Origin of the sequence: Nocardia sp. NPDC088792 (genome assembly GCF_044750615.1) — a bacterium.
Taxonomy (GTDB): Bacteria; Actinomycetota; Actinomycetes; order Mycobacteriales; family Mycobacteriaceae; genus Nocardia.
This window is the reverse complement of the sequence record NZ_JBIVKC010000001.1, coordinates 419,438-443,163: the sequence shown is the minus strand read 5'-3', so window position 1 is coordinate 443,163 and position 23,726 is coordinate 419,438. Positions and strand designations below refer to the sequence as shown.

27 protein-coding genes are annotated in these 23,726 nt (G+C 66.2%); 21 read left to right on the top strand and 6 right to left on the bottom strand.

The features are described from left to right. Window positions 1-60: 60 nt before the first annotated feature. The 6 genes from ACIP5Y_RS02205 (at window position 61) to ACIP5Y_RS02180 (ending at window position 6,483) form a co-directional block, all read left to right on the top strand. Entirely contained in the window at window positions 61-1,185 is a 1,125-nt protein-coding gene (locus ACIP5Y_RS02205) for a hypothetical protein (protein WP_400346801.1), read from the top strand. Window positions 1,186-1,198: 13 nt separating this feature from the next. Then, window positions 1,199-2,008, top strand: coding sequence for a menaquinone biosynthesis protein (locus tag ACIP5Y_RS02200; protein WP_400346799.1), 810 nt, complete (start codon window positions 1,199-1,201; stop codon window positions 2,006-2,008). A gap of 10 nt (window positions 2,009-2,018) precedes the next feature. Continuing rightward, window positions 2,019-3,440, top strand: a complete 1,422-nt coding sequence (locus tag ACIP5Y_RS02195) for a phenylacetate--CoA ligase family protein (RefSeq protein ID WP_400346797.1) — start codon at window positions 2,019-2,021, stop codon at window positions 3,438-3,440. Window positions 3,441-3,443: 3 nt separating this feature from the next. Continuing rightward, window positions 3,444-3,665: a response regulator transcription factor gene (locus ACIP5Y_RS02190; protein ID WP_400346795.1), complete on the top strand. Its 222-nt coding sequence runs from the start codon at window positions 3,444-3,446 to the stop codon at window positions 3,663-3,665. A 333-nt stretch (window positions 3,666-3,998) separates the two neighbouring features. Next, a complete protein-coding gene (locus tag ACIP5Y_RS02185; RefSeq protein WP_400346793.1) occupies window positions 3,999-5,435 on the top strand; it encodes an NCS2 family permease in 1,437 nt (478 codons plus the stop codon). A gap of 232 nt (window positions 5,436-5,667) precedes the next feature. Next, entirely contained in the window at window positions 5,668-6,483 is an 816-nt protein-coding gene (locus tag ACIP5Y_RS02180) for a hypothetical protein (RefSeq protein WP_400346791.1), read from the top strand. A gap of 15 nt (window positions 6,484-6,498) precedes the next feature. Here ACIP5Y_RS02180 and ACIP5Y_RS02175 read toward each other — a convergent pair whose 3' ends face one another. Further along, the gene (locus ACIP5Y_RS02175) at window positions 6,499-6,957 is read right to left on the bottom strand and encodes a hypothetical protein (RefSeq protein ID WP_400346789.1); all 459 of its coding nucleotides are present in this window, start codon (window positions 6,955-6,957) and stop codon (window positions 6,499-6,501) included. A gap of 107 nt (window positions 6,958-7,064) precedes the next feature. Continuing rightward, entirely contained in the window at window positions 7,065-7,718 is a 654-nt protein-coding gene (locus ACIP5Y_RS02170) for a peroxiredoxin-like family protein (protein ID WP_400346787.1), read from the bottom strand. 106 nt (window positions 7,719-7,824) lie between these two features. Here ACIP5Y_RS02170 and ACIP5Y_RS02165 point away from each other — a divergent pair, with 106 nt between their 5' ends. Next, complete coding sequence (locus ACIP5Y_RS02165) at window positions 7,825-8,439, top strand: TetR/AcrR family transcriptional regulator (protein WP_400346785.1); 615 nt, start codon at window positions 7,825-7,827, stop codon at window positions 8,437-8,439. A 126-nt stretch (window positions 8,440-8,565) separates the two neighbouring features. Beyond that, on the top strand, window positions 8,566-8,709 hold the full coding sequence (locus tag ACIP5Y_RS02160; protein ID WP_397010544.1) for a hypothetical protein: 144 nt from the start codon (window positions 8,566-8,568) through the stop codon (window positions 8,707-8,709). Window positions 8,710-8,712: 3 nt separating this feature from the next. Here ACIP5Y_RS02160 and ACIP5Y_RS02155 read toward each other — a convergent pair whose 3' ends face one another. Together ACIP5Y_RS02155 and ACIP5Y_RS02150 are read right to left on the bottom strand one after the other, a co-directional pair. Next, on the bottom strand, window positions 8,713-9,717 hold the full coding sequence (locus ACIP5Y_RS02155) for a PHP domain-containing protein (protein ID WP_400346783.1): 1,005 nt from the start codon (window positions 9,715-9,717) through the stop codon (window positions 8,713-8,715). A gap of 29 nt (window positions 9,718-9,746) precedes the next feature. After that, a complete protein-coding gene (locus ACIP5Y_RS02150; RefSeq protein ID WP_400346781.1) occupies window positions 9,747-10,169 on the bottom strand; it encodes a TIGR03668 family PPOX class F420-dependent oxidoreductase in 423 nt (140 codons plus the stop codon). A gap of 134 nt (window positions 10,170-10,303) precedes the next feature. Between ACIP5Y_RS02150 and ACIP5Y_RS02145 the strand changes: the two genes are divergently transcribed. Next, the gene (locus ACIP5Y_RS02145) at window positions 10,304-11,149 is read left to right on the top strand and encodes an SPFH domain-containing protein (protein ID WP_400346779.1); all 846 of its coding nucleotides are present in this window, start codon (window positions 10,304-10,306) and stop codon (window positions 11,147-11,149) included. A gap of 54 nt (window positions 11,150-11,203) precedes the next feature. On the opposite strand, the gene ACIP5Y_RS02140 is transcribed toward ACIP5Y_RS02145, so the two are convergent. Together ACIP5Y_RS02140 and ACIP5Y_RS02135 are read right to left on the bottom strand one after the other, a co-directional pair. Beyond that, window positions 11,204-11,488, bottom strand: coding sequence for a YciI family protein (locus ACIP5Y_RS02140; protein ID WP_400346777.1), 285 nt, complete (start codon window positions 11,486-11,488; stop codon window positions 11,204-11,206). A 41-nt stretch (window positions 11,489-11,529) separates the two neighbouring features. Continuing rightward, window positions 11,530-12,072 (bottom strand): amino-acid N-acetyltransferase, encoded by a 543-nt coding sequence (locus ACIP5Y_RS02135; protein ID WP_400346775.1) that lies wholly within the window; start codon window positions 12,070-12,072, stop codon window positions 11,530-11,532. Window positions 12,073-12,192: 120 nt separating this feature from the next. Between ACIP5Y_RS02135 and pgsA the strand changes: the two genes are divergently transcribed. The 12 genes from pgsA to ACIP5Y_RS02075 all read left to right on the top strand — a co-directional run bounded on the left by pgsA (window position 12,193) and on the right by ACIP5Y_RS02075 (window position 23,656). Continuing rightward, window positions 12,193-12,894 carry a CDP-diacylglycerol--glycerol-3-phosphate 3-phosphatidyltransferase gene (gene pgsA / locus ACIP5Y_RS02130; protein ID WP_400346773.1) on the top strand — a complete coding sequence of 234 codons (702 nt, stop codon included), beginning with the start codon at window positions 12,193-12,195 and terminating at the stop codon, window positions 12,892-12,894. After that, window positions 12,884-13,411 carry a CinA family protein gene (locus ACIP5Y_RS02125; RefSeq protein WP_400346771.1) on the top strand — a complete coding sequence of 176 codons (528 nt, stop codon included), beginning with the start codon at window positions 12,884-12,886 and terminating at the stop codon, window positions 13,409-13,411. The genes pgsA and ACIP5Y_RS02125 overlap by 11 nt, the downstream gene beginning before the upstream one ends. 82 nt (window positions 13,412-13,493) lie before the next feature. After that, complete coding sequence (locus ACIP5Y_RS02120) at window positions 13,494-13,949, top strand: helix-turn-helix domain-containing protein (protein WP_400346769.1); 456 nt, start codon at window positions 13,494-13,496, stop codon at window positions 13,947-13,949. A gap of 198 nt (window positions 13,950-14,147) precedes the next feature. After that, window positions 14,148-14,987 (top strand): phage shock protein PspA, encoded by an 840-nt coding sequence (gene pspA, locus ACIP5Y_RS02115; protein ID WP_400346767.1) that lies wholly within the window; start codon window positions 14,148-14,150, stop codon window positions 14,985-14,987. 848 nt (window positions 14,988-15,835) lie between these two features. Next, window positions 15,836-16,717: a hypothetical protein gene (locus tag ACIP5Y_RS02110; protein WP_400346766.1), complete on the top strand. Its 882-nt coding sequence runs from the start codon at window positions 15,836-15,838 to the stop codon at window positions 16,715-16,717. Window positions 16,718-16,887: 170 nt separating this feature from the next. After that, window positions 16,888-17,061, top strand: a complete 174-nt coding sequence (locus ACIP5Y_RS02105; protein ID WP_400346765.1) for a hypothetical protein — start codon at window positions 16,888-16,890, stop codon at window positions 17,059-17,061. A gap of 114 nt (window positions 17,062-17,175) precedes the next feature. Further along, window positions 17,176-18,120, top strand: coding sequence for a zinc-binding alcohol dehydrogenase family protein (locus ACIP5Y_RS02100; protein ID WP_400346763.1), 945 nt, complete (start codon window positions 17,176-17,178; stop codon window positions 18,118-18,120). A 128-nt stretch (window positions 18,121-18,248) separates the two neighbouring features. Continuing rightward, on the top strand, window positions 18,249-19,421 hold the full coding sequence (locus ACIP5Y_RS02095) for a sugar ABC transporter substrate-binding protein (protein ID WP_400346761.1): 1,173 nt from the start codon (window positions 18,249-18,251) through the stop codon (window positions 19,419-19,421). A 9-nt stretch (window positions 19,422-19,430) separates the two neighbouring features. After that, complete coding sequence (locus ACIP5Y_RS02090) at window positions 19,431-20,204, top strand: ATP-binding cassette domain-containing protein (protein ID WP_400346759.1); 774 nt, start codon at window positions 19,431-19,433, stop codon at window positions 20,202-20,204. A gap of 31 nt (window positions 20,205-20,235) precedes the next feature. Continuing rightward, complete coding sequence (locus tag ACIP5Y_RS02085) at window positions 20,236-21,708, top strand: sugar ABC transporter permease (protein WP_400346757.1); 1,473 nt, start codon at window positions 20,236-20,238, stop codon at window positions 21,706-21,708. A gap of 45 nt (window positions 21,709-21,753) precedes the next feature. Further along, window positions 21,754-22,908, top strand: coding sequence for an ROK family protein (locus ACIP5Y_RS02080; RefSeq protein WP_400346755.1), 1,155 nt, complete (start codon window positions 21,754-21,756; stop codon window positions 22,906-22,908). Between the two features lie 37 nt (window positions 22,909-22,945). Next, window positions 22,946-23,656 carry a PIG-L deacetylase family protein gene (locus tag ACIP5Y_RS02075; protein ID WP_400346753.1) on the top strand — a complete coding sequence of 237 codons (711 nt, stop codon included), beginning with the start codon at window positions 22,946-22,948 and terminating at the stop codon, window positions 23,654-23,656. Window positions 23,657-23,726: the final 70 nt, after the last annotated feature.

Genomic DNA, 23,726 nt, shown 5'->3' with positions numbered 1-23,726 from the left:
CGGAAATCTCCATCGCTAATGCGGAAGCCGGCCACAAACATGCAGAAGACTATCAACGGCGTGGCAAATCTCGTTTACCGTAAAATCGGGGTTGAGCAGGGTTACGTTGATATTGTAGATCTCGTTGAATACTGGAGAGAGGATGTCCAGCGGCTCAGTCACCTGATCAAGGGTGCTCGACTGGATGAGATTCGGAATCTCGCGTGCCAGTGTTTCGTCAATACCGTGCGTATCGCACAGGAATATCACATCTCGTTCGGTCCGCATTACAAGGCTGCGGTCAGCAGCCGAACGGACTCGGCGGGAAAGGACGAAAGACTACTCTCGATTTCCGCGGGCCTGGTTGCCCATACCGAAGAGCTGCTCGCGGCTCTGGGTTGGTATCTACATGGATCCGGAGAAGAGCCGAGCCATTCCATTGCCCGCTCGGCTGTGTCGATACAAAGCGTTCTGATAGAGCTGGGTGAAGTCCTCGAGTTCGATTTCAGTACGTCGTTGATCGAATTCATCTCCACCGAATCGGATAACACCCACAGGCGTGGTCCTGCACGCATCTCATCGTTGACCACCGATCAGTCCTTGCGGCTGTTCCATCAAATAAAGAATCAATCGGTATGTGTCTTCGCGAAAGCCTCCACCGCGTGGGGCATCACCTTCTCGGGCACTGTCGAAAATGATCTGGATGAATGGGTGGACCGCACGACCCGGGCGCTGGATTATCTGTCCAGGGTCACTCAGTTCGAATCCGTGGACGCACTGCTGTGCATGTTTCCCGGAAATATAGGGGAGACACTCCAGATACTCTCCGAGACGGCACGGCTGTTCTTGGGCGGGATATTGAATAACGACCCCGGCAACGAGGGGCGTCTCGATAAGGTCCAGGAACGGAACTGGAGATTCCGAATCTCCGGCATGACGTATTTCATCCAGGTGTTCGCGCCATGCTATGACGGCAATAACACCCGTTTCACCTTCGGGTCGGACAAGGTGTTCATTCAATTCATTTCAGAGGCGGCTTTCCATCGTGCCGTAGATCGAGATCGATGGCAGCATCCGAGAAATTTGATCCGCGAATCGGCCGCATTGAGCGGCCGGCCCTACGACGTTCACGACAGGGAAGCGGACACCTTCGTGCACAACCTGCGAGCCAAAATGCCACCGGTCCGGTGGTACGAACCAAGATAGAAATGAAGCACGTATGCGGCTGGGCAACTTCTCTTTCCTCAACTGTGTTCCCGTGCGCTGGGGGCTGGCGTACAACAATGCTCATGAAAAACTCGAACTGACCTCCGGCACGCCGACCTCCCTGGCCGCGGATCTCCTCGCCGGAAGAATCGATATCGGCCCGGTAAGCCTCGTCGAATATTTGCAGAATACGGATAGTCTGGAACTGCTGCCCGGTGGTTTTTCGATCAGCAGCCATGGTCCGATACTCTCGTGTCACCTCGTCTCCAAAACCGAATCGGCCGGTCTCGATGGTGCAATCGTTGCATTATCGAACGGGAGCCGAACGACTACCTTGATGGCTCAGCTGCTCTTGGAAGACCTCATGGGAGTCGAACCGATATACCGCTCGGCGCCCCAGCATCTGAGCCGGATGCTGGCAGCGGCCGACGCCGCGGTGATCATCGGTGACGAGGCATTGCAGCTGTACGACGCCCGCCCGGATGATCTGCAGATACTGGATATCGGCGAGGCCTGGCATCGATGGACCGGTCTGCCTACGGTTTTCGCGGTCTGGGTGGTTCGCCGAGAGGTCAGGTCCGATAACTCCGGACAGGTCTCGGCCGCAACGGAAATATTGCGAGATGCTTTCGAGCAAGCGGCGGCGCATCCGGAGTCGGTCCTCGACGAGGCCTGCGCCGAGTCGGCCCTGAACCCGATCGGCAAAATATCCGAACAGACTCTCCGCGAGTACTACAAGACGATTGACTATGCACTGGGCGAGCAGCAGCTGGCAGCGATCAGCGAATTCGCGCACCGCGCCCGTGAACGTTTCGAAAGGTGACCGAGTAACCATGTACACGATTTTCGACGAGGAACTCGATCGCGCGGCTCGAACGATACGGGATCGGCACCGCGCCTATACGGCAGGCGCAATAGCAGACGAAGAACTGACGGCGCTGCGCCTCGAAGCCTTCCGGAATGTCGTCGCATATGCCAAGACTCATTCCCCGTTCTACCAGCGGCATCTGGCGGACGTGGAGCCCGGTGCGATAACTTCGCTGGAACCGCAGGAACTTCGCCGTTTGCCGTTCACCACCAAGGAGCATCTGCGCAACGAGCATTATGCGATCTCCTCGCTGCCCCTGCACCGGGCGTGGGTCCTGTACAAGACATCGGGGACGACCGGCCGGAGCACGCTCTGCCCGCGGAACAATATCGATTCCCTGAACAACACCACGGCGCTGACTGTCTACTACGACACCATCTTCCGGCAATTCGGCGATGAGCAGGTCATCGGGATCTGCGGGCCCTCCGAACTGCACGCCTTCGGTGACACCTTCGGTGAGGTATGCCGCAATCTCGGAATTACCGGCGTGAAAATGTGGCCGCACTCGCCGATGGTCGGATACGACAAGGCGCTGGAGGTATTGCGTACGGTGCCGCTCACCGGGCTTTTCGCCACTCCGGGGATGGCTCTCACGCTCGCGAAGAAGGCCCAGGCGGCCGGCCTCGATCCCAAGCGCGATTTCCGGCTCCAGGTGATCATGTGCTCGGGTGAACTCGCATCGCCGAGTCTGCTGGAAAACATCGGGGAGATCTGGGGAGCGAAAGTCTACAACTGCCTTTACGCTTCCCAGGAAACGTCGGTCATGGCCGCGTCCGGGGCCGACGGCGAACTCTACACCGCCCCGCTTCTCAACCTTTACGAAGTCATCGATCCGGAAAGCGGGAATCCGGTCGCTCCCGGAGTGGACGGGGTGCTGCGGGGCGAACTCGTCGTGACTTCCCTTTATCAGGGCAGCAAACCTCTTGTCCGCTACCGCACCGGGGACCTTGTCCGCCTGCGGGAGGCGACCGCCGGTTCCGCCTTGCCGGGGCAAACTCTCGAAGTGCTGGGGCGAACCCGCGATATTCTCCGCATCGGAGCCGAGCACATCAGTGGCTACGACCTGGAAGAACTGCTGCTCATCTGCCCGCGCGGTTATTTGGACTACCAGATAGTCATCGACGCGGTCGCGGGAGATGATCACCTGACCCTCCGGCTGCATCTGCCCGACGACAGCACAGGCGTTTACGTTCCGGAGGAGCGAATAGCCGAGCTGGTCCGCAACGAATTGGCGGTACCCCTGACCATCGAATACGGCCCGATCGGGAATATCACCGAAACCGGGGCGGTGGTGAGCTGGAAGGCCGCCCGGGTCGTGGATCTCCGCCAAGCCGGACCGGATAACGAGGTAGCCACCGCTACCGCAATCGCAGCGCAGCGGCTCTAGCCTATGTCCGCACCACTCACTCGCCGTGAGCAGATAATCGTGGCCTTCGCGGCACAGGGCATGCTGAATCGCGAGATCGCGGAGAGATTGTTCCTCTCCATACGGACGGTCGAGAACCATCTGCAACGCAGCTACACGAAACTCGGCATCCACAGCCGGCACGAACTCCACGCCGCCCGTTGTGGCGGCGAGGTCCGTAGTTCGTCCGAAGCCGTTTGGAGGTAACTACAAATCGCACGTTGTGTGCCAGCTCACACTTCGGAGTTCTGTTCATGGCAACAGCAGGCGTCCAGCAGATGTACTCGTCTCGACAACTCAGTACCACGACCACCCCGGCCCGTCGTCTCCGCGATCCGTGACGTCACCCGGGCGATCGGTGGATCCGGGCACCACGACCGTGTGCCCGTCCGGCCGAACGACAAGTTTGAAAGCTGTTGATCAACAGGCGGTTCGATCGCGCTCCCGCGGAGTGAGAACCCCACAACTGCACTACCCAACCTCGAGTCCGTCAGCATTGCATGGACCGCAAGGTCGGGTTTGCCCTGAGGAGGGCACCCAGTGACCCAGGTACAAGACCGTACTTCGACCGTTCCCGAAGCCGGGAACGGTCCGGTCGAGCGTTTCTTCAAGATTCGTGAGCGCGGATCGTCGATCTCTCGTGAAATTCGTGGCGGTTTCACCACGTTCTTCGCGATGGCCTACACCGTTCTATTGATTCCGCTGATGTTGAGCCAGGCGACCGATATCAACGGGACTCATCTGAACCTCGCGGAAATGACCACCGCGACGGCCCTGGCGGCCGGCCTGACCACCGTTCTCATGGGCCTGATCGGTAACGTGCCGCTGGCGCTCGCCGCCGGCCTGGCGGTGGTGCCCGTGGTGGCCTACCAGGCCGCACCGCATATGACCTGGCCGGAGGCCATGGGCCTGGTGGTCCTGATGGGCATCATCATCTGCGTCATTTCGGCGACCGGCCTGCGGACGTTGATCATCAATGCCATTCCGCTGGTGATGAAGAACGCCATCGGTGTCGGTATCGGCATGTTCATCGCCATTGTCGGCCTGGTGTCGGCCGGCGTCGTCGGCCACGGCGGGGCGAGTGGCCCGCCGGTCACCCTCGGCGTCGAGGGTCATCTCTCGGGCTGGCCGGTCGTGGTCTTCGCGTTCAGCCTGTTGCTCATGCTGGTGCTGTTCATCCGCAAGGTGCCCGGCGCGATCCTGATCAGCATCATCGTGTCGACGATCTTCGCGATCATCATCAACAAGGTGTTCACGGTCCCCGCGAGCGCCTGGGGTATGGCGGTTCCCAAGGTCCCGTCGAGCTGGGTCTCGGCGCCGCATTTCGGTGCGGTGGGTCACTTCAACCTGTTCGGTGGATTCAGCCACGGCAGTGCCGTCACCGCGATCGTGGTGCTGTTCACGCTCGTGCTCACCGGGTTCTTCGACGCCGTCGGCACGGTTTTCGGAGTGTGTGACGAGGCCGGACTGGTCGACAAGGACGGCCAGATGCCCGGCATGGGCAAGGTGCTGACCATGGAAGGCGCCGCGCAGGTCATCGGTGGTCTGACCGGTGGTTCCGGTGCGACGGTGTACGTCGAGTCCGCTACGGGTGTCGGTGAGGGCTCCCGTACCGGTCTGTCCAGCGTGGTGACGGGCGGCTTGTTCGCCCTCGCCATCTTCCTTACCCCGATTGCCGGTGTGGTGCCGATCCAGGCCGCGGCGCCCGCTCTGGTTCTCGTCGGTGCGCTGATGATGACGCAGGCCCGCAAGATCGACTGGAGTGATCTCGAGATCGCCATCCCGGCATTCGTGACGATCGCGATGATGCCGTTCACCTACTCGATCACCAACGGTGTCGGCGCGGGCCTGATGGCCTACACGATCATCAAGGTCGCCCTCGGCAAGTTCAAGGAAATTCACTGGCTGGTCTGGGTCGTGAGCGCGGTGTTCGTCGCCTACTTCGCGGTCGATGGCATCGAATTGCTCTTCAAGTAGGACCGATCCACCGCGCGAGCCGACCGGGTAGCGCACCTCGGCCGCCGGGAGCGGCCGCTGGCGGTCGGCAATGAGGGGACCGTCATAGGCAGCGTCTCGGACGTCTGCGTCGCAGGTCAACCCGGTCGGCTCGCGCGCACAGCACCATCGGAAAGGATCGACGGCAGGGCCGGCATGCCGGAACTCGGCCCTGCCGGCGCCGCCGATCCGCGAAGATCGCAGGAGAGCCGGTATGCCCGCTTTCAGCACTGTCTACCTCCCCGACACCACCACGCTGCTGGTTCCGACGGGCGCCACCAGCATCGACGTGACCCTCAGGCGCATCACCCTCCACCTGGTCGACATGCCGGGCGGGTCCAGTTACTCGGTGCGGGAAGTCCGCGGGGGCGCCGCCCGGGTATCCCCGCGGGATTGGCGCTCCTACACCACCTTCGAGCCCGGTGACCCCACAGAGGGTGCCGTCGCGGTGGATGTGATCGCCGATATCGGCCCGGCCGAGGATTGGACAGGCAACAACTCCGTATTCGAACTCGACGACAACGTCGATGCCGGCACCCCGTGCGCGTTCACCGCGTTGAGCCTGGAACGAAACGGGCAGTACGACTCGGTCACCCGGGCCGTCTTCCCCGCCGGCTCGACCGCAGACATCACCGTCACCATCGCGGTACCCGAAAAGCCGACCTACCCCCTCGTCCCCTACGCGGACCGCCCCTTCGACGCGCTGATCGGGCGAGTGTGGCTGGCCAATCCTCGCTTCACCGACGCCGAGCACGAAAACGAGCGCGCCTATCTCGGAGACCCTGCCGGGTCGATCGACAAGTACGTGGCCAACTCCGCCGGCGAAATGAATCCCGCCGCCCCCCGCTATCCGTTCGACCATGAACGGATCAGCCGATACGTGCTCTTCAGCGCGGTGAACCCCGTCGAGGAACCCGATCGCTCCCTCGCACTCCAGGCCCTCCGGCAGCGGCTCGGCAGTGATGGCCCTCGCCGCAGTGCCTCGGATTTGCTCGCCCGAATTCCCCACCTGTGGGCGGGTGAGCTTTAGCGGCAACGGGATTCGTCAGGGCATGAAGATCGCGGATATGAGGATGTAGGTGCTGTCGGTATTTCCCGCGGCGTCGGTGGTCGAGTTCTCGAGGACGTTCAATTGGATCGAGTGACCGCTCGCCGGGCCGTCGGTAATGCCCCACAGATTGCCGCCACCGCCGGTCGCCGTGCTGACACTGCCGTCCGACCAGGTGAATCGAGCCGAGCCGGGTCCGCCGCCCCAAGGGATCTCGTAGCTGACTTTCGCGGCGTCGATATCGGGGAGCAGCGGACTTTCGCAGATCCAGAGGCTGCCCTCGGAATGTACGTTCTGGCCTGCGCTGCCGGTGCCGGGGACCAGCCGGCTGCTCACCTGACTGCCTTGATAGCAGCCACCATCACCCGGTGGCTGGGCACTGCCCGGTATTGCCAGCGTCATCGACGCGGCTATCCCGCACAGTGCGCCTGCCAGGGTGAATCGCTGAACGTACAACGGAATACCTCTCGTCGATGAAAGGAAAACGACGCATGATCCGGAACATCGAGAGATATTAGTTCGCCGATAAGTAGCTATGTGGGATGCGGCAGCGCGGCACCGGATTATCGGCCGGTGAGGGCGGCGACGATATCGGCGACTTCGGTACGTGCGGTGTAGTCGGGTTGGATGTCGACGAAACGGACGGTGCGATCCGCGTCGACGATGAGGACGGTCGGCCGCGGTAAGCGGGTCGAGCCTTCGGCGTTGACCTGTGACAAGTCCAGGCCGAGTGCGCGCTGGGCCGCGAGCACGTCATCGGCCTGTTGGAAGGTGATACCGAGGCGTTCGGCTACCCGGCTGCCGGGATCGGACAGCACCGTGAACTCGAGGGCGGCTTTCTCTGCGGTGGACAGGGATTCGTCGGGGGATTGCGGGCTGATGGCCACCAAGCGGGCGCCGAACGCATCCAATTGCGGGAGGAGTTCCTGCTGGTAGGTGCGCAGGGCGATATTGCAGTACGGGCACCAGCCGCCGCGATAGAAGACGATGACGGCCGGGCCGGATGCGACGAGTTCATCGAGGCTGACCGGTTTGCCGGTGGCGTCGTCGAGGGTGAAGGGCTCCAGCCGCTGTCCGGCGCGGATGGCGTCGGCCGGCACGCCATCGTGCAGGAATCCCTGAATGCTGCGGTCGAACGTGGCGAGCACATCGGCGGGAAGCTGTTCGGCGGCAGCCGCTTTCAGCTGATCGGACTGTTCGCGAATGCTGGGGGACATCGGACCTCCACGGTGGGTCTGGCCGGATCGAGTGGACTGTGTAGTCCAATAAAAGAGCACCACGATTGAACTGGACTGTCAAGTCCAATCTGTGAATACTGGGCGAATGGGAACCATGCCGACCACGGAGCGAGGACGACGCACTCGCCGCCGAATCGTCGCCGCCGCACTCGAGGTGGTGGGCGAGAACGGCGCTCCGGCAACGAGTCTGGACGAGGTCGGTGCGCGCGCACCCGCCTCGCGCAGCCAGCTCTACCACTACTTCGAGGACAAGAACGATCTGCTGCGCGCGGTCGCCGAGGCCACCAACGATGCCGTGCTCGACCCGCAACAAGAGCTTTTCGACGGTCTCGGCACCATGGCGGGGCTGACACGCTGGGCCGATGCCTTGGTCGCGCTCCAGGAGGAACGCGGCGGCAAGGGCGGTTGCCCCATCGCCAACCTGCTCGGGCAGGTCGGCGAGCGTGACGACGATATGCGCGCCGTGCTGGCGACCGGCTTCGATCGCTGGGAGGCGTCCATCCGAGGCGGTCTCGCGGCCATGGCCGAGTCGGGAGAGTTGCGCCCGGACACGGACGTCGACCTGCTCGCCGCCTCCACGCTGGCCAGTCTCCAAGGCGGACTGGTACTCACGCAGGCGCGCCGGAATCCCCGGGCGCTGCGCCAGGCCCTCGACGGCGCCCTGGCCCTCATCGGCAGTCACCGGGCCGCGCAAGCCTAGCCATACCGCGGACCCATCCCTGACTTATTCGTCGGCAATCGCGTTTCGCACGCCCGGGCGGTCGCCGACCGGCGTACGGTCGAGGCAACGAGACCGCCGAGGTCTCGCAACTTAAGGACGGCCCAGTTGTCCGATAAATCTCCGCGCAGCACGATGTCCAAGAAACAGGGGAAATCCCTGAAGGAGAAACGAGCGGAGAAGAAGGCCAAGTCGGCTGCCGCTCAAACCGGCGTCGAAGCCCTCGAGAGCAGGGACAAGAAGCGCAAGTAGCCCTCAGGGCGCTGCCCACGCCAGCAGCTTGTCCGCCGGCCAGGTGTTGATGATCCGGTCCGCGGGCACGTTGTTGTCCAGTGCGCGCTGTGCGCCGTAGCCCAGGAAATCGAGCTGGCCGGGAGCGTGGGCGTCGGTGTCGATGGCGAAGTCGCAGCCGATATCGAGTGCCAGCCGCAATAGCTCGGTCGGTGGATCGCGGCGTTCCGGCCGGGAGTTGATCTCGACCGCGGTGCCGTGCTCCCGGCACGCGGTGAAGACCTGCTCGGCGTCGAACTGCGATTGCGGGCGGGTGCCGCGATTGCCTTCGACGAGCCGGCCGGTGCAATGGCCGAGGATATCGGCCCGGCCGTTCGAGACCGCGCGGACCATCCGCCTGGTCATGGCGGCGGCGTCCATCCTCAGTTTGGAATGCACGCTGGCCACCACGATGTCGAGGCGTTCGAGCAGTTCCGGTTCCTGGTCCAGTGCGCCGTCGTCGAGGATGTCGACCTCGATGCCGGTGAGGATGCGCATCGGGGAGAACTGTTCGCGCAGTTCGTCGATGACGTCGAGTTGCCGGCGCAGCCGATCCGGGGACAGGCCGTTGGCGACCGTCAAACGGGGTGAGTGGTCGGTGAGGGCGCAGTATTCGTGGCCGAGCGCCTGTGCGGCGGCCATCATTTCCGCGATGGGCGCCGAGCCGTCCGACCAGTTCGAATGCACGTGCAGGTCACCGCGCAGCGCCGCCCGCAACTCGCCGCCACCCAGATCCTTTGCCGCGGAACGCAATTCGACCAGGGTATCGGGCTCGCGCCCGGCCCATGCCTGCGTGATCACGGCCGCCGTCTTCGGGCCGATCCCGGGCAGCGACTGCCACCCGTTCGACCGCCCGAGCTGTTCCAGTTGCGCCTCGTCGAGCCGTTCGAGAATGTCGGCGGCATTGCGGTAGGCCATCACCCGCCGGGAATCCTCGCGGGCGCGGTCCTTGTAGAACGCGATCTGACGCAGGGCGACGACAGGATCCATACCTTCAGTCTGCGCGCGCCCGCGCCGAGTCAGGAATAGGACCAGCCCCGCACCGAGTCGACTTCGATCCGGATCACCGGTCCTTCCGGTGCATTGCCCCGGTACTGCGGGTATTTGGCGGCGAGCAGGGCGATCGGCCGGGCGCATGCCGGTCCCGGGGCCAGCACGCGGGCGGCGCCGTCGATGCGGACCCACCACAGCCGGGTCCAGTCCTCGTCGTATTCGTCCGCGAGGATCGAAACCCGGCCCGTGGCTTCGATATTGCGCAGCCGGCGCAGGTCGGTGGTCGACTTGGGTTTGTGATCGACCGCGATCACGATCTCGCCGGATTCCACCGATAGCGCGAAGGTCACCGGCACGATATGCGGCGCCCCGTCCGCACTCACCGTGGCCAGCCGGGCCACTCGCGCGGAGCGGAAGCGTTCGAGCGCGGTCCCTTCATCCAATCGCACGAGGTGGAGCGTAGCTGGCCGGTGTCCGTGAGCGGTGTGGCTCTACGTTGTAGACATGCTCCGTAGAAGCGGCCTACGCTGGGGTTAAGCAATGATGGCCGGGCGCGGCCAGCTCTCGATCGTGAGGAGGAGCTGTGAACGTAATCGGTGTGGTGATCGCGGTGATCGTGGTGCTGCTGATCGTGCTGGCGCTCTCGATCCGGGTGGTCACGCAGTACGAGAAGGGTGTGCTGTTCCGGCTCGGGCGGGTGATGGCGATCCGGGAACCGGGGCTGAACTTCATCATTCCGGGCATCGACCGGCTGCGGCGCGTGTCCTTGCGCATCATCACCATGCCGATCCAGTCGCAGGGCATCATCACGCGCGACAATGTGAGCGTCGATATCTCCGCCGTCGCCTACTTCCGGGTGATGGATGCCGAGAAGTCGGTGGTCGCGATCGAAAACGTGTATTCGGCAATCGATCAGATCGCCCAGACCACGCTGCGCAAGGTCGTCGGTCAGCACACGCTCGATCAGGCGCTGTCCGAGACCGATGTCATCAACGCGGGTATCCGCGAGATTCTCGACGTCACCACCCTGGAATGGGGTGTCGAGGTCACCCTGGTCGAGCTCAAGGACATTCAGCTGCCCGACAGCATGAAGCGGGCGATGGCCCGCCAGGCCGAGGCGGAACGCGAGAAGCGCGCGAAAATCATTGCCGCCGAGGGCGAATCGCTCGCCGCCGCGGCGCTCGGCGACGCGTCGGACACGATGATGGCGCACCCGCTCGCCCTGCAATTGCGCAACTTGCAGACCCTGATCGAACTCGGGGTCGACAAGAACACCACGGTCGTCTTCCCGGCGCCGCTGATGAGCGCGATCGGCGAGATCAGCGCCTTCCTGTCCCGTGAGAACGCTTCCGCGGCATCGTATGCCGCCGCACTGCCGCAGACGCCGCCGAACGGCGCCCCGGCCACCCAGGAATCGGGCACCCGCTGACTTCGGCCGAAACCGGAACGCGCACAAACGTTCCGGTTCCGGGTGAGCAGTGGGTTACGAGCTGAAGGCGCCCATGGTCGGCACCCACTCGACGATCCGCCGGTCGGCCAGCAGATCCTCACGCTTGAACGGGTCGTCGGCGAACAGCGTCGCCACCGCGTCGGCGTCGTCGCCCTGCACCAGGATGAGCGCGCCGGAGCCATCCGGGTACGGCCCGCTGGTGAGCACCACGCCCGCCTCCACCTGGCTGTTGAGCCAGGCCCGATGCTCGGGGCGGAACTCGTCGCGGCCCGGGATCTTGTCCTCGGCATAGACGTAGTGGACGGCGAAAACAGCCATGGGCCATCGCTTTCTGATCGGGTGAACGGGGTTCGGAAGGGTTACAGCGTCAGCAGCATGCGGGTATTCCCGAGCGTGTTCGGCTTGACGTAGCTGAGATCGAGGAACTCGGCGACACCGGTGTCGTAGGACCGGCACATCTCGGCGTACACCTCGGCGGTCACCGGGGTGCCTTCGATCTCCACGAACCCGTGCCGGGTGAAGAAGTCCACCTCGAAGGTCAGCACGAAGACGCGCTGCAGGCTCAGTTCCCGCGCCACGTCGATGAGCTGCTGCACCAGCAGATGCCCCGCGCCCGTGCCCTTGATGTCCGGATGCACCGCGACCGTGCGTACCTCGCCGAGGTCCGCCCACAGCACGTGCAGGGCGCCGCAGCCGACGAGTTGCCCGTCCTGTTCCGCGACCCAGAATTCCTGGACGGCCTCGTACAGGGTGACGAGATTCTTCTCCAGCAGGATCCGGCCGGCGTAGATGTCGATCAGGTGCTTGATCTCGGGCACATCAGAGGTTCGGGCGCGGCGAACGAGCGGCTTTTGAGCCGTTTCGCCGCCGACCGAACCGCTGTGAGGTACCCGTGTTGTCATGGGGTGCACAGTAGTCGGCCCGTGTACCGATAGGCTTGGTGGTGTGTCGTACATCCAGTCCCCTCACCTCCCGGCATCGTCCGGTGACCGTGGCCGTTTCCGCGGCCGGTGGGGGCGCTGGTGACCGTGCAGCGCGATGAAGTGGAGGGTCGCTGGACCGATGCGGGTCCCGCGCCCGGACCGGGTTTCGTACCCGTCGCACGTCCCGAGCCGGTGGAAGCGGTGGCGGTGCCGTCGATGAGTGAACCGACTCCGGTGCCGTTGCTGAACATCGCCAATGTGCTGACCGTGCTGCGCATCGTGATTGTGCCGCTGTTCCTGCTGGCCCTGTTCGCGGGTGGCGGGCACCAGACGGGCTGGCGCTGGGGTGCGGCCGCACTGTTCGGCGTCGCCGCCATCACCGATCGCATCGACGGGCAATTGGCCCGCAAGTACGGGCTGGTCACCGACTTCGGCAAGCTGGCCGACCCGATCGCGGACAAGGCGCTGATCGGCGCGGCGCTCATCGGGCTGTCCGCGCTGCACGACCTGCCGTGGTGGATCACCATCGTGATCGTGGCGCGCGAGCTGGGGGTGACCCTGCTGCGGCTGGCCGTGGTGCGGCGCGGGGTGATTCCCGCGGGCCGCGGCGGCAAGCTCAAGACGCTGGTGCAGTCGGTGGCGATCGCGGTGCTGCTGCTGCCGCTGTCCGGTGGATTCGCTTCGGCCGGAATGGATTTGATGTATGTGGCGCTGGTGCTGACGGTGGTCACCGGCCTCGACTACGTGGTGCAGGCGGCTCGGCTGTGGTTCGGGTCGCCGGGCGGCGGTCGTGCCGCCTGAATCACCGGAACACGCCACGCTCGATTCGATCGATCCGCTGACCGCCGCCGTCCCGGCCGCCGCACTGGTGGCCGCGCTGAAGACGGCCGGGCAGACGGTGGCGACCGCCGAATCGCTCACCGCCGGACTGCTGGCCGCGACGATCGCGGGAATTCCCGGTGCGAGTGCCGTGTTGCGAGGTGGACTGATCGTCTACGCCACCGACTTGAAACAAGCCCTCGCGGGTGTGAGTGCGGACACTCTCGCCGCAGACGGACCCGTCGCCGCAACCACCGCCGAGCAGCTGGCCGTCGGCGCTCGGACCCGGTGCGGAGCGGACTGGGGGATCGGGCTGACCGGCGTCGCCGGACCCGAACCACAGGACGGACGCCCGGTCGGCACGGTATTCCTGGGGGTAGCGGGTTCGGACAACACCGAGGTGGTTCGGTTGAACTTGTCGGGGGACCGGTGGACGATCAGGGTGGGCGCGGTTCGCGCCGCGGTCACCGAGCTCACCCGGAGTCTCCGGGGCGGGTGAAGGGGACCGGGAACGCGCGGCCGACGCCGGACGTTGTCCAGTCAAACGCTGGGTCCGGCGAGACGAGTGTGAGGAGAACGAGATGACGCTGCTGCGAGAAGCCATCGGGGAAAGCCTGCGGCGCGCTCGGGTCGCCCAGAGCCGGACGCTGCGTGAGGTCTCGACCTCGGCACGAGTCAGCCTGGGGTACCTGTCGGAGGTGGAGCGCGGGCGCAAGGAGGCCTCCAGCGAATTGCTGGCCGCCATCTGCCAAGCCCTGGACGTGTCCCTGGCGCAGGTGCTCTTCGATGTGAGCATGGCCATGGCCGATACCGACAAGGCCGCCGCGCCGGTGGGGGCGGGTGCGCCGAATGTGCCTGCGGCCCCGGCGGATGCGGTCCGGGTCGCCGCCGCTCCGGCCCTGGCCAAGGCCGGTACGGGCGTCACCCCCAGGGGTGGGGACGGCGATCTGCCGCAGAGTGGGGACGCGGCTTTCGGCCCCCGCATCGTCATTCCGGCGCCCAAGTCGGATCGTCTGGTGCTGGTGGCTGCCAAGTGATCACTGTGCTGTGGAGCCGAAAGGGATAAATTCTCTGTAGGCTTCGTGCCGGGGACGTCGTGTAGCCCTGCTGAACTACCACGAGTCTCCGGCACGCCGCTGCACAGTGGAGGATAGGGACAACAGGGGTGCGTGACGGTCGCGCACTACTGCCGCGCTGGAGAAGCTCGGCACGTCATATGGAGGCGGGATCAATCGATGGCTAATCCGTTCGTGAAGGCCTGGAAGTACATGATGGCCCTCTTCGACTCGAAGATCGAAGAGCATGCGGATCCGAAGGTTCAGATCCAGCAGGCCATCGAGGAAGCCCAGCGTCAGCATCAGGCCCTGTCGCAGCAGGCGGCGTCGGTGATCGGTAACCAGCGTCAGCTGGAGATGAAGCTGAACCGGCAGCTCGACGAGGTCGAGAAGCTCAATGCCAATGCGCGCCAGGCGGTCATGCTCGCCGATCAGGCGACCTCGGCCGGCGACACCGAGAAGGCGATCCAGTACACCAATGCGGCTGAGGCTTTCGCCGCGCAGCTGGTGACCGCCGAGCAGGCGGTGGAGGACCTGAAGGTGCTGCACGACCAGTCGCTGCAGGCGGCCTCGCAGGCCAAGAAGGCGGTCGAGCAGAACGCTATGCTGCTGCAGCAGAAGGTCGCCGAGCGCACCAAGCTGCTCTCGCAGCTGGAGCAGGCGAAGATGCAGGAGCAGGTGTCCGCCTCGCTGCAGCAGATGGACTCCACCCTGTCCGCCCCCGGCACCACCCCGAGCCTGGATGCGGTGCGCGAGAAGATCGAACGCCGCTACGCCAACGCCCTCGGCGCCGCCGAGCTGGCCCAGAACTCGGTGCAGGGCCGCATGCTGGATGTCCAGCAGGCATCCATCCAGATGGCCGGCCACTCCCGCCTCGAGCAGATCCGCGCCTCCATGCGCGGCGACGCCCTGCCCGCCGGCGGCCAGACCCAGCAGATCCCGCAGGGCCAGCCCGCCCAGCAGCCTGCGCAGCCGGCCGCCCAGCCCAACTTCAACAAGGGCCAGGCCGCTCAGCAGTAGCGGCCCGGCGCGAAAGGCATTGGACGATGGGGAGTTCGCGGGCTGACAACAACGCGTCCGCGACCTCCCCTGCCCGTTTCCTCCGCCGTACCCGGACAAAAACCCCGGACCCCATCCCGGGCCTCCCGTCCCCCTTCCCCCCGTCTCCACCCCCGAGCGCCGCGGCCGTCCCCGAAGCTCAGCCGCACCCGGGCCCTTCCGCCGCCCCCCAATCCCCGCCGCCCCCGGTAACTTCCACCCCGCCCCCGGTAACTTCCACCCCGCCCCTCGCGCCCCCGCGCAGCGAGCCTGCGGCGGCCTGGACCCCACCGGAATGGCGCGGCAGCACGGCCACCTCGCCGGAACAGCGCGGCAGCAACGACTTCGGAACCGCTGCCGGTCGGCCGGCGCCCACACCGATCGGTGACCCGGACGCGATAACGGCCGCTATCCGCCGTGATCAGGCCGAGGCCGCGGCACAGGTGCGGCCCGGGTCCGATCGACCCACAACGCGTACTCGCCGCCGCAAGCGCACTCCGGACGCCGAATCTTCCACTGCGCGCGAGGCATTCACGCCGCCGCCGGGTGCCACCGATCGGTCGGTGCGGCCGGAGTCGACCTCACGCGCGGCGGGCCGCTTCACGAGCCCTGCCGCAAGCTCCTCGAACGGTTACCGCGCTGCCGCTGCCGGTTCGTCTGCGGCGCCGGTCGAATCCGGAGGGCCGACCGGTTTTGGCCGCGCGCCTGGTTATCCGGGCGGGGACGCGGCCTGGACAGCGCCGGGTGCTGGATATTCCGCTCCCGCGCCGGGTTCGGGCGCTGCCGGTTCCGATCGGAAGCGGCGAGGGTCGGGCCGCGGTGCGTCGCCGGTGGGCGGCGGCGAAGCGCAGGGGAAGAAGCAGAAGATCAAGCGGTCCAAGCGGGAGCGGGCTACCGAGGCGGTGCGGGAGGTGCTGGCGCCTACCGGGGTCGGGCCGGAGGAGTTGGCGCAGCGGCTGCCGGACACCCTGCGCGGGGTGGGGGAGCAGGCGTTGGTGGCCGTGCGGAAGTGGGCGGATCCGCGGGAGCGGGAGTTGCGGAAGCGGCGGCGCGCCCGGCGGCGAACTCTTCGACTGGGTACCGCTTCCGGGCTGACTACTGCGGGAACCGTTGGGCTGGTATTGATTTCGGCGCCGGCCTGGGCGGTGATCGTGGTCGGTGGCGGGGCGGTGGCGCTGGTTACCGGGGCCGCCGTGACCACCAAGCGGTATCTGGAGCTGCGGAAGGAACCGTTGCCGCAGGCGGCGTTCGTGCCGCGGAAGTTGCCGCCGATTCGGTCGATGGCGCGGGCGTCCATTGCGCGGCTGGTGCGCGCAGAGCGGGCGTTGCACGAGCTCGGGGAGCAGATCTCGCGAACCGGCAGGCTACCGGCGGAGGATCTCGCCGACACCTTGGAGACCGCGACCTCCGGTGCGGCGGCATTGCATGCGCTGGCCGCCGATGTCGTTGCGATGGAACGGGCTTCGGGGGCCATGGGCGCGAATTCGCCGCTGGTGGACCATGTTCAGCTGATTTCGGTGCGGCTGGACGGGGGCGTGGTGGAGTTCGAGGGCATGGTGGCCGCCGCGGCGCGGGTGCTGGCCGTGCCGGAAAGCGCCGCCATTGCCGACGATTTGGGCATGGCGATGGTGCATCTCCGGGATGCCGCGGATCGGCTGGACGGCTGGGCGCAGGCCCTGACCGATCTTGCCGACAATCGGTTCCGGCCATAAGCGCTGTTCCGGGCGGTACCGCCCCGGTTGCCTGCCGCGCGGCCCTCAGGGTGAACCCTGAACTCTCCCGGATTTCACTGCTGACCTGGTGATTTTCTCAGGTACGCGGGCCAGTATGGAGGGTGTCGGATCGAGCGCCTCGCCGGTTCGCAGAGCTTCGGAGGATAGAGATGCTTTGGAAGATCATCGGCGTCGTGGTGCTGGTCTGGATCGCGGTCGCCATCATCAGCGCGATCATCAAGAGCTTGTTCCCCATTCTGGTGATCAGCCTCGCGGTTTTCGGCCTGTACGCGCTGTACAAGGCCGTGTCGGGGTCGAACAAGTCGCCGGCCGGCAAGTTGTAGCAGGCCCGTGCGAAGGACCGGTCGTCGACGACGACCGGTCCTTTTCGCGTCCGGGGCGGTAATCGGTCGTGTCCGGATGGGAATCCGCTCGGTGATCGGTACGTTGAGGGCGCTATGGCTACTGCAATCGTTGCCACCACGTACGGTGGACCGGAAGTTCTTTCGCCCGTAGAGATCGATGTGCCCGCGCCCGGTCCGGGTGAGGTCACGGTCCGAATTCACGCCACGGCCGTGAATCCCATCGACTACAAGCGCTACAGCGGCGCCTTCGGCACCAACCCGGCCGCCCTGCCGCTGCGTCTCGGCCTGGAGGCGGCCGGTGAGGTCATCGCCGCGGCCCCGGACGCCGAGGGCCCGGCGGGCCCGCTCCGGGTGGGCGACGAAGTGATCATCCGCGCCGAGGGCGCCTATGCCACCGAGCTGACCCTGCCCGCCGCGAAGGTCCTGCCCAAGCCCGCGGACGTGAGCTGGGAGGTGGCCTCGGGCATCCTCACCGTGGGCGGCACCGCGGTGCACATGCTGGCCGCGACCGGTGTCGCCCCCGGTGACACGGTCCTCGTGCACGGCGCGGCCGGCAGCGTCGGCTCGATCGCCGCGCAGTTGGCGGTGGCCCGCGGCGCCCGGGTGATCGGTACCGCCGGCCCGGACCGGCACGAGCGGTTGCGCGCCTATGGAGTCGAACCGGTCGAGTACGGTCCCGGTCTGGCCGATCGCGTTCGCGCCTTGGCGCCCAACGGAATCGACGTGGCGCTCGATACGGTCGGCACCGATGAGGCGGTCGATGTGTCCCTGGAGCTGGTGCCCGATCGCGATCGGATCGCCACGATCGTGGCGTTCGGCCGGACGGCGGAGACCGGGATCAAGGGTCTGGGTGGTGGTCCCGGTGCGGATCCGGGCACCGAGATCCGTGCCGATGCCTGGCGTGAGCTGCTGGATCTGGTGGCCGCGGGCAAGCTGGACGTGGTGATCAGCAAGACGTTCCCGCTGGATGAGGTGCGTCTCGCGCACGAGTTCGTCCGGGACGGGCATGCGGGCGGCAAGGTCATCCTGCTGCCGTAGCAAAGGATTTGGCGAAACGTCCGTTCTGACCGTCTCTTCTCGCATATGTTGTTGCCCACAACATATGGCTGCGCGGCCCTCCCACCATCTCCATGGGAGCGGTCGCGGTCTCGGGAAGGTCAAGCGTGATGAGGACGAACAACCCAGTCCGGTCCAAGAATTCCGGCCGCCGGAAGGGGGCCGGACTGGCTCTGGTCGCGGTCGGACTGGCGAGCACACTGGTATTGAGCGCGTGCGGTTCGAATTCGACCAGCAGCGGAAGCAGCAGCAGTAGTGGCAGTTCGGCCCCTTCGGGCGGGGGCGCGAACGGCACCGTCGGCGTCATCCTCCCCGAGACCGCCACCTCCGCCCGCTGGGAAGCCTTCGACAAGCCCATGCTGCAACAGGCCTTGAGCGCACAGGGTTTCGACTCCGACGTGCAGAACGCGCAGGGCGACGTCCAGAAGTTCTCCACCCTCGCCGACGGCATGATCGCCAAGGGCGTGAAGGTACTGGTCATCGCCTCGATCAACAGCGAGGTCGGCAGCGCGGTGGCCGCCAAGGCCAAGAAGGCCGGCATCCCCACCATCGACTACGACCGCCTCAACCTGGGCGGCTCCTCCGACTACTACGTGTCCTTCGACAATGTGAAGGTCGGTGAGCTGCAAGGCAAGTCGATCGCCACCGCCCTGCAGGGCAAGCAGGGCGCGCAGGTCATCGAGATCGAGGGCGCACCCACCGACAACAACGCCACCCTGTTCCACCAGGGCCAGGAGAACGTGCTCAAGCCGCTCTACGACGCGGGCACCCTGAAACTGGTGCGCAGCCAGCCCATCGACAACTGGGACAACCAGCAGGGCGGCAACACCTTCGAGCAGATCCTCACCGGCAACGGCGGCAAGGTCGACGGCGTGGTCGCCGCCAATGACGGCCTGGCGGGTGCGATCATCACCGTGCTGAAGAAGAACGGCCTCAATGGCAAGGTGCCCGTCACCGGCCAGGACGCCACCGTCGACGGCCTGCAGGCGATCCTGCGCGGCGACCAGTACATGACGGTGTTCAAGCCGATCAAGGACGAGGCCGAGAACACCGCGAAACTCGCCGCGGCCCTGGCCAAGGGCGATACCGCTGCCGCGAATGCGCTGGCGCAGGGCGTGAGTCAGGATCCCAAGGGCAACCGCACCGTGAAATCGGTGCTGCTGCCGCCGCAGACCATCACCCGCAACGAGGTCAAGACCGTCATCGACACCGGCTACGTGAAGGCGAGCGATGTCTGCACCGGTGATGTGAAGGCCGCCTGCACCCAGCTCGGCATCGGCTGAGGTCACGCCATGAGTGAGCCGCTGCTGCAGATCACCGGCCTGAACAAGAGTTTCGGCCCGGTGCACGTACTGCACGATGTGGATTTCACCGTGCCCGCCGGCGAGGTCACCGCCCTCGTCGGCGACAACGGTGCGGGCAAGACCACCTTGGTGAAATGTGTGGCCGGCATTCACGCCGCCGACTCCGGTGAGGTGCGGTTCCGGGGCGAATTGGTGCACCTGCACGGGCCCAAGGATGCGGGGGCGCTCGGCATCGAGGTCGTCTATCAGGATCTCGCGCTGGCCGACAATCTCGACATCGTGGCGAACATGTTCCTCGGCCGGGAACGCGGGAAACCGTGGCTGCTGGACGAGGCGAGCATGGAGGAAGCGGCGCGGCGCACTCTGGCGTCATTGGGGGTGCGCACCGTGAAATCGGTGCGCACACCGGTGGCTTCGCTGTCCGGCGGGCAGCGGCAGACGGTCGCCATCGCGAAAGCCGTGCTGTGGAACAGCAATCTGGTGTTGCTGGACGAACCGACCGCCGCGCTCGGCGTGGCGCAGACCCGGCAGGTGCTGGATCTGGTGCGCCGCCTGGCCGAACAGGGCCTGGGCGTGGTGCTGATCAGCCACAATCTGGCCGACGTCTTCGAGGTCGCGGACCGGATCGCGGTGCTGTACCTGGGTCGGATGGCCGCGCAGGTGCGCACGGCCGATGTCACCACCGCGCAGGTGGTCGAGCTCATCACCGCCGGGCGCTCCGGCGATCTGGGCTTGGCCCGGCCCGAGGCGGCGGTGCTGTGAATCGCGGTGCTGGGAATGAGGAGGTGGCGCTGTGAGTGAGGAAACAGTGCACGAGGAAACCACTGGGACAAAAGGCATTCCGGAGTCGGGGACGGCGCGTGCCGCCGAGAGCGGCACGGTGATCACCGATTTCGGTATCGACACCACGAATCAGTCGACGACCGAGGCGCTCCGCGACTATCTGGTCCGGCTCCGTTCGGGCGATATCGGTTCGCTGCCCGCGATTCTCGGCTTGATCGCGCTGGTCGTGCTGTTCTCGCTGCTGTCGGATGTGTTCTTCTCGCTGAACAACATCGCGAATCTGCTGGCGCAGGGCGCGGGCCAGACCATCATCGCCATCGGCATCGTGTACGTGCTGCTGATCGGCGAGATCGACCTGTCGGCGGGCACGGCCTCGGGTGTCGCGGGCGCGGTGCTGGCCCTGCATTACGTCGAGAACGGAAACCTGCTGCAGGGCATGGGATCCACGGTCTTCTGGATCTTCAATGCGCTGATGGTGCTGGGCGCGGTGCTGGCCGGGTTACTGCGTATCTGGCCCGGCGTGGCGCTGTCACTGCTGGGCGTGGTGCTGACACTGGTCGGCTTCCATGCGAATCCGTGGATAGAGATGCTGCTGGCGGTATGCGTGGGTGCGGCCATCGGCTGCATCACCGGATTCCTCATCGCGAAGATCGGCATGCCGTCGTTCGTGGTGACGCTGGCCCTGTTCCTGGCCTGGCAGGGCGTGATCCTGCAACTCATCGGCCAGGGTGGCGTGCTGGGCATCAGCTCCTCGCACGTGCTCGATCAAGTGGCGAACGGAAACCTGTCCACGATCGGCAGCTGGGTGCTGTGCGTGGTCGCCGCGGGCGGCTATGCGGCGGTCACGGTGGGCGGGCACATACTGCGGCGCAGACGCGGCCTGGTCACCTCGCCGACACCCTTGATCGCGGCAAAGGTGCTGGCGCTCACCGTGTTCGCCGTAGTGGTGACGGCCTTGCTGACCGTGAACCGGTCGCCGAGCAAGCTGATCGTGATCTCCGGCGTGCCGTATGTGGTGCCGATCGTGCTGGTGCTGCTGGTGGTGGGCACCTATGTGCTGACGCGTACCACCTACGGCCGGCACATCTACGCGGTCGGCGGCAATGCGGAGGCGGCGCGGCGGGCCGGCATAAATGTGACGCAGTTGCGGGCAAGCGTTTTCGTCATCTGCTCGTCGTGTGCGGCGGTCGGCGCGATCGTGTACTCGTCGAAGGTCGGTTCGGTGGATCCGCAAGCGGGCGGGCTGAATACGCTGCTGTTCGCGGTCGGCGCGGCCGTCATCGGCGGGACCTCGCTGTTCGGCGGGCGCGGGCGGGTCGCGGACGCGGTGATCGGCGGCGCGGTGCTCGCGGTGGTGTCCAATGGGCTCGGACTGTTGCGGCAGCCGGCCGCCGTCGTCTCCATCGTGACCGGCCTGGTGCTGCTGCTGGCGGCCACCGTGGACGCGATCTCGAGACGACGCGCGGCGGTGGCGCAACGCTGAGCGCCGCAATGGTATTCCTGAGTTCATGACCGCCCGCCTGAGCTCATGACCGTCGCACGACCGGACGAGGTGCGCCGCTTCAACCGGTCCAGCCTGTTGCGGCTGCTGCACGTCGGCGGACCGGCCACCCGGGCGGCGCTGGCCGCCGAACTCGGATTGAACCGCTCCACCATCAAGATGCTGGTGGACGCGCTCGCCGAATCCGGACTGGTGGAGGAGCGGGTGCCGCGCCTGGCCCGGGGCGCGGGGCGGCCCTCGCTCCTGGTGCTGCCGCAGCCGGAGGCGGCCGTGGTGCTCGCCGTCGACGTGCAGGCCGAGCACGTCGGCATGGCCATGATCGGTTTCGGTGGGCAGATACTGGGCCGCAACAGCTGGAATCTGCATGGGCGGCAACGGGAACCGGAAGAGGTCGTCACGCACGTGGCCGAATCGGCGGCGCTGCTGGCGGCGGATCTGAGCCTGCGCCCCAGTGCCGCGGGCATTTCGGTGCCGGGCGTGGTGCGCCGCACCGACGGGCATGTGCACACCGCCCCCAATCTGGGCTGGACGGAGGTGGCTTTCGGCGAGCGGATGCAAGCCGTTCTGGGTCTGCCGGTGGTGATCGGCAATGACGCGGAACTCGGTGCGCTCGCCGAATATGTCCGCGGCGTCTGCCGGGGCGCCGCGGACACCCTGTTCGTCTCCGCGGATATCGGGGTCGGCGGCGGGCTCATCGTGCAGGGCGCGTCCCTGCGCGGATCGGCCGGATACCTCGGCGAGATCGGCCATATGACGGTGCGGCCCGGCGGCCGCGCCTGCTACTGCGGCAATGAAGGCTGCTGGGAAACCGAGGTGGGGGAGGCCGCACTGTGCCGGGCGCTCGGACTGCCCGAGCACAGCCCGCGCGGCACCATCGTCGCGGAACTGCGTGCGCTGCAACGGGATCCGGAACCACCCGGGCTGACGGAGTATCTGGACTGGCTGGTGCTCGGCCTGGTGAACGCGGTCAATATCCTCGGTCCCGAGCGCGTCGTGCTCGGCGACCTGTTCACCGCCCTGCCCGACGATATGGTGGCGCGCGTGGAGGACCGGATCCGCGGCCGCAGCATGGTCAGCCGCGCGCTGGGCGGGGTACGGGTCGAGAAGTCGACGCTGGGAACGGATCTCAAACTGCTCGGCGCGGCCGAGGCCGCCTTCGAGGACGTACTCGCCGGAGCATGAATCGTGCGAACACGGACCGACCGTGTTGAATGACGGCATGGAGCAGCTTCCCGAGGATTGGCAGCGCGGCATCGTGATCGTCGCGCATCCGGACGACATCGAATACGGTGCCGCCGCCGCGGTGGCACGCTGGACCAGGCAGGGCAAGGACATTCGCTACGTACTGGTCAGCAGCGGCGAGGCGGGCATCGCCGGACTGCCGCCCGCCGAATCCGGTCCACTGCGCGAGGACGAGGAACGGGCCTCGGCCAAGATCGTCGGCGTCAGCGAGGTGGAGTTCCTCGGCTATCCGGACGGCCGCATCGAGGAATCCCTCGCCCTGCGCCGCGATCTCGCGGCGGCCATCCGCCGGCACCGCCCGGACATCGTGGTGCTCTTCAACTCCGCCGACGTCTGGGCCCGCGGTTATGCCAACAGCGCCGACCACCGCGCCGTCGGCCGCGCCGGCCTCGACGCCGTCTCCGACGCGGGCAACGAGTGGATCCACCCCGAACTCGCCGACCTCCCGACATGGTCACCCCGCTGGGCCGCCATCTACGGCGTCCCCGACGGCAGCCACGGCGTGGACGTCACCGAAACCTTCGAGGTCGCCGTCGAATCCCTGACCGCACACCGCCGTTACCTGGAAGCCCTCGGCCCCGAACCGGCCCCCGTCCAGGCCCGAGCCGTCCTCGAAATGAGCGCCGGCCCGAAAGAAGCCTTCCCCGCCGCCCACGCCATAGCTTTCGAGCTCTACCACTACGACTGAGGGCCGAGTGGCACATGAGGGCCGGGACACGCCGTTGTCCGCGACCGCCATGTGCCACTCGGCGGCTCTA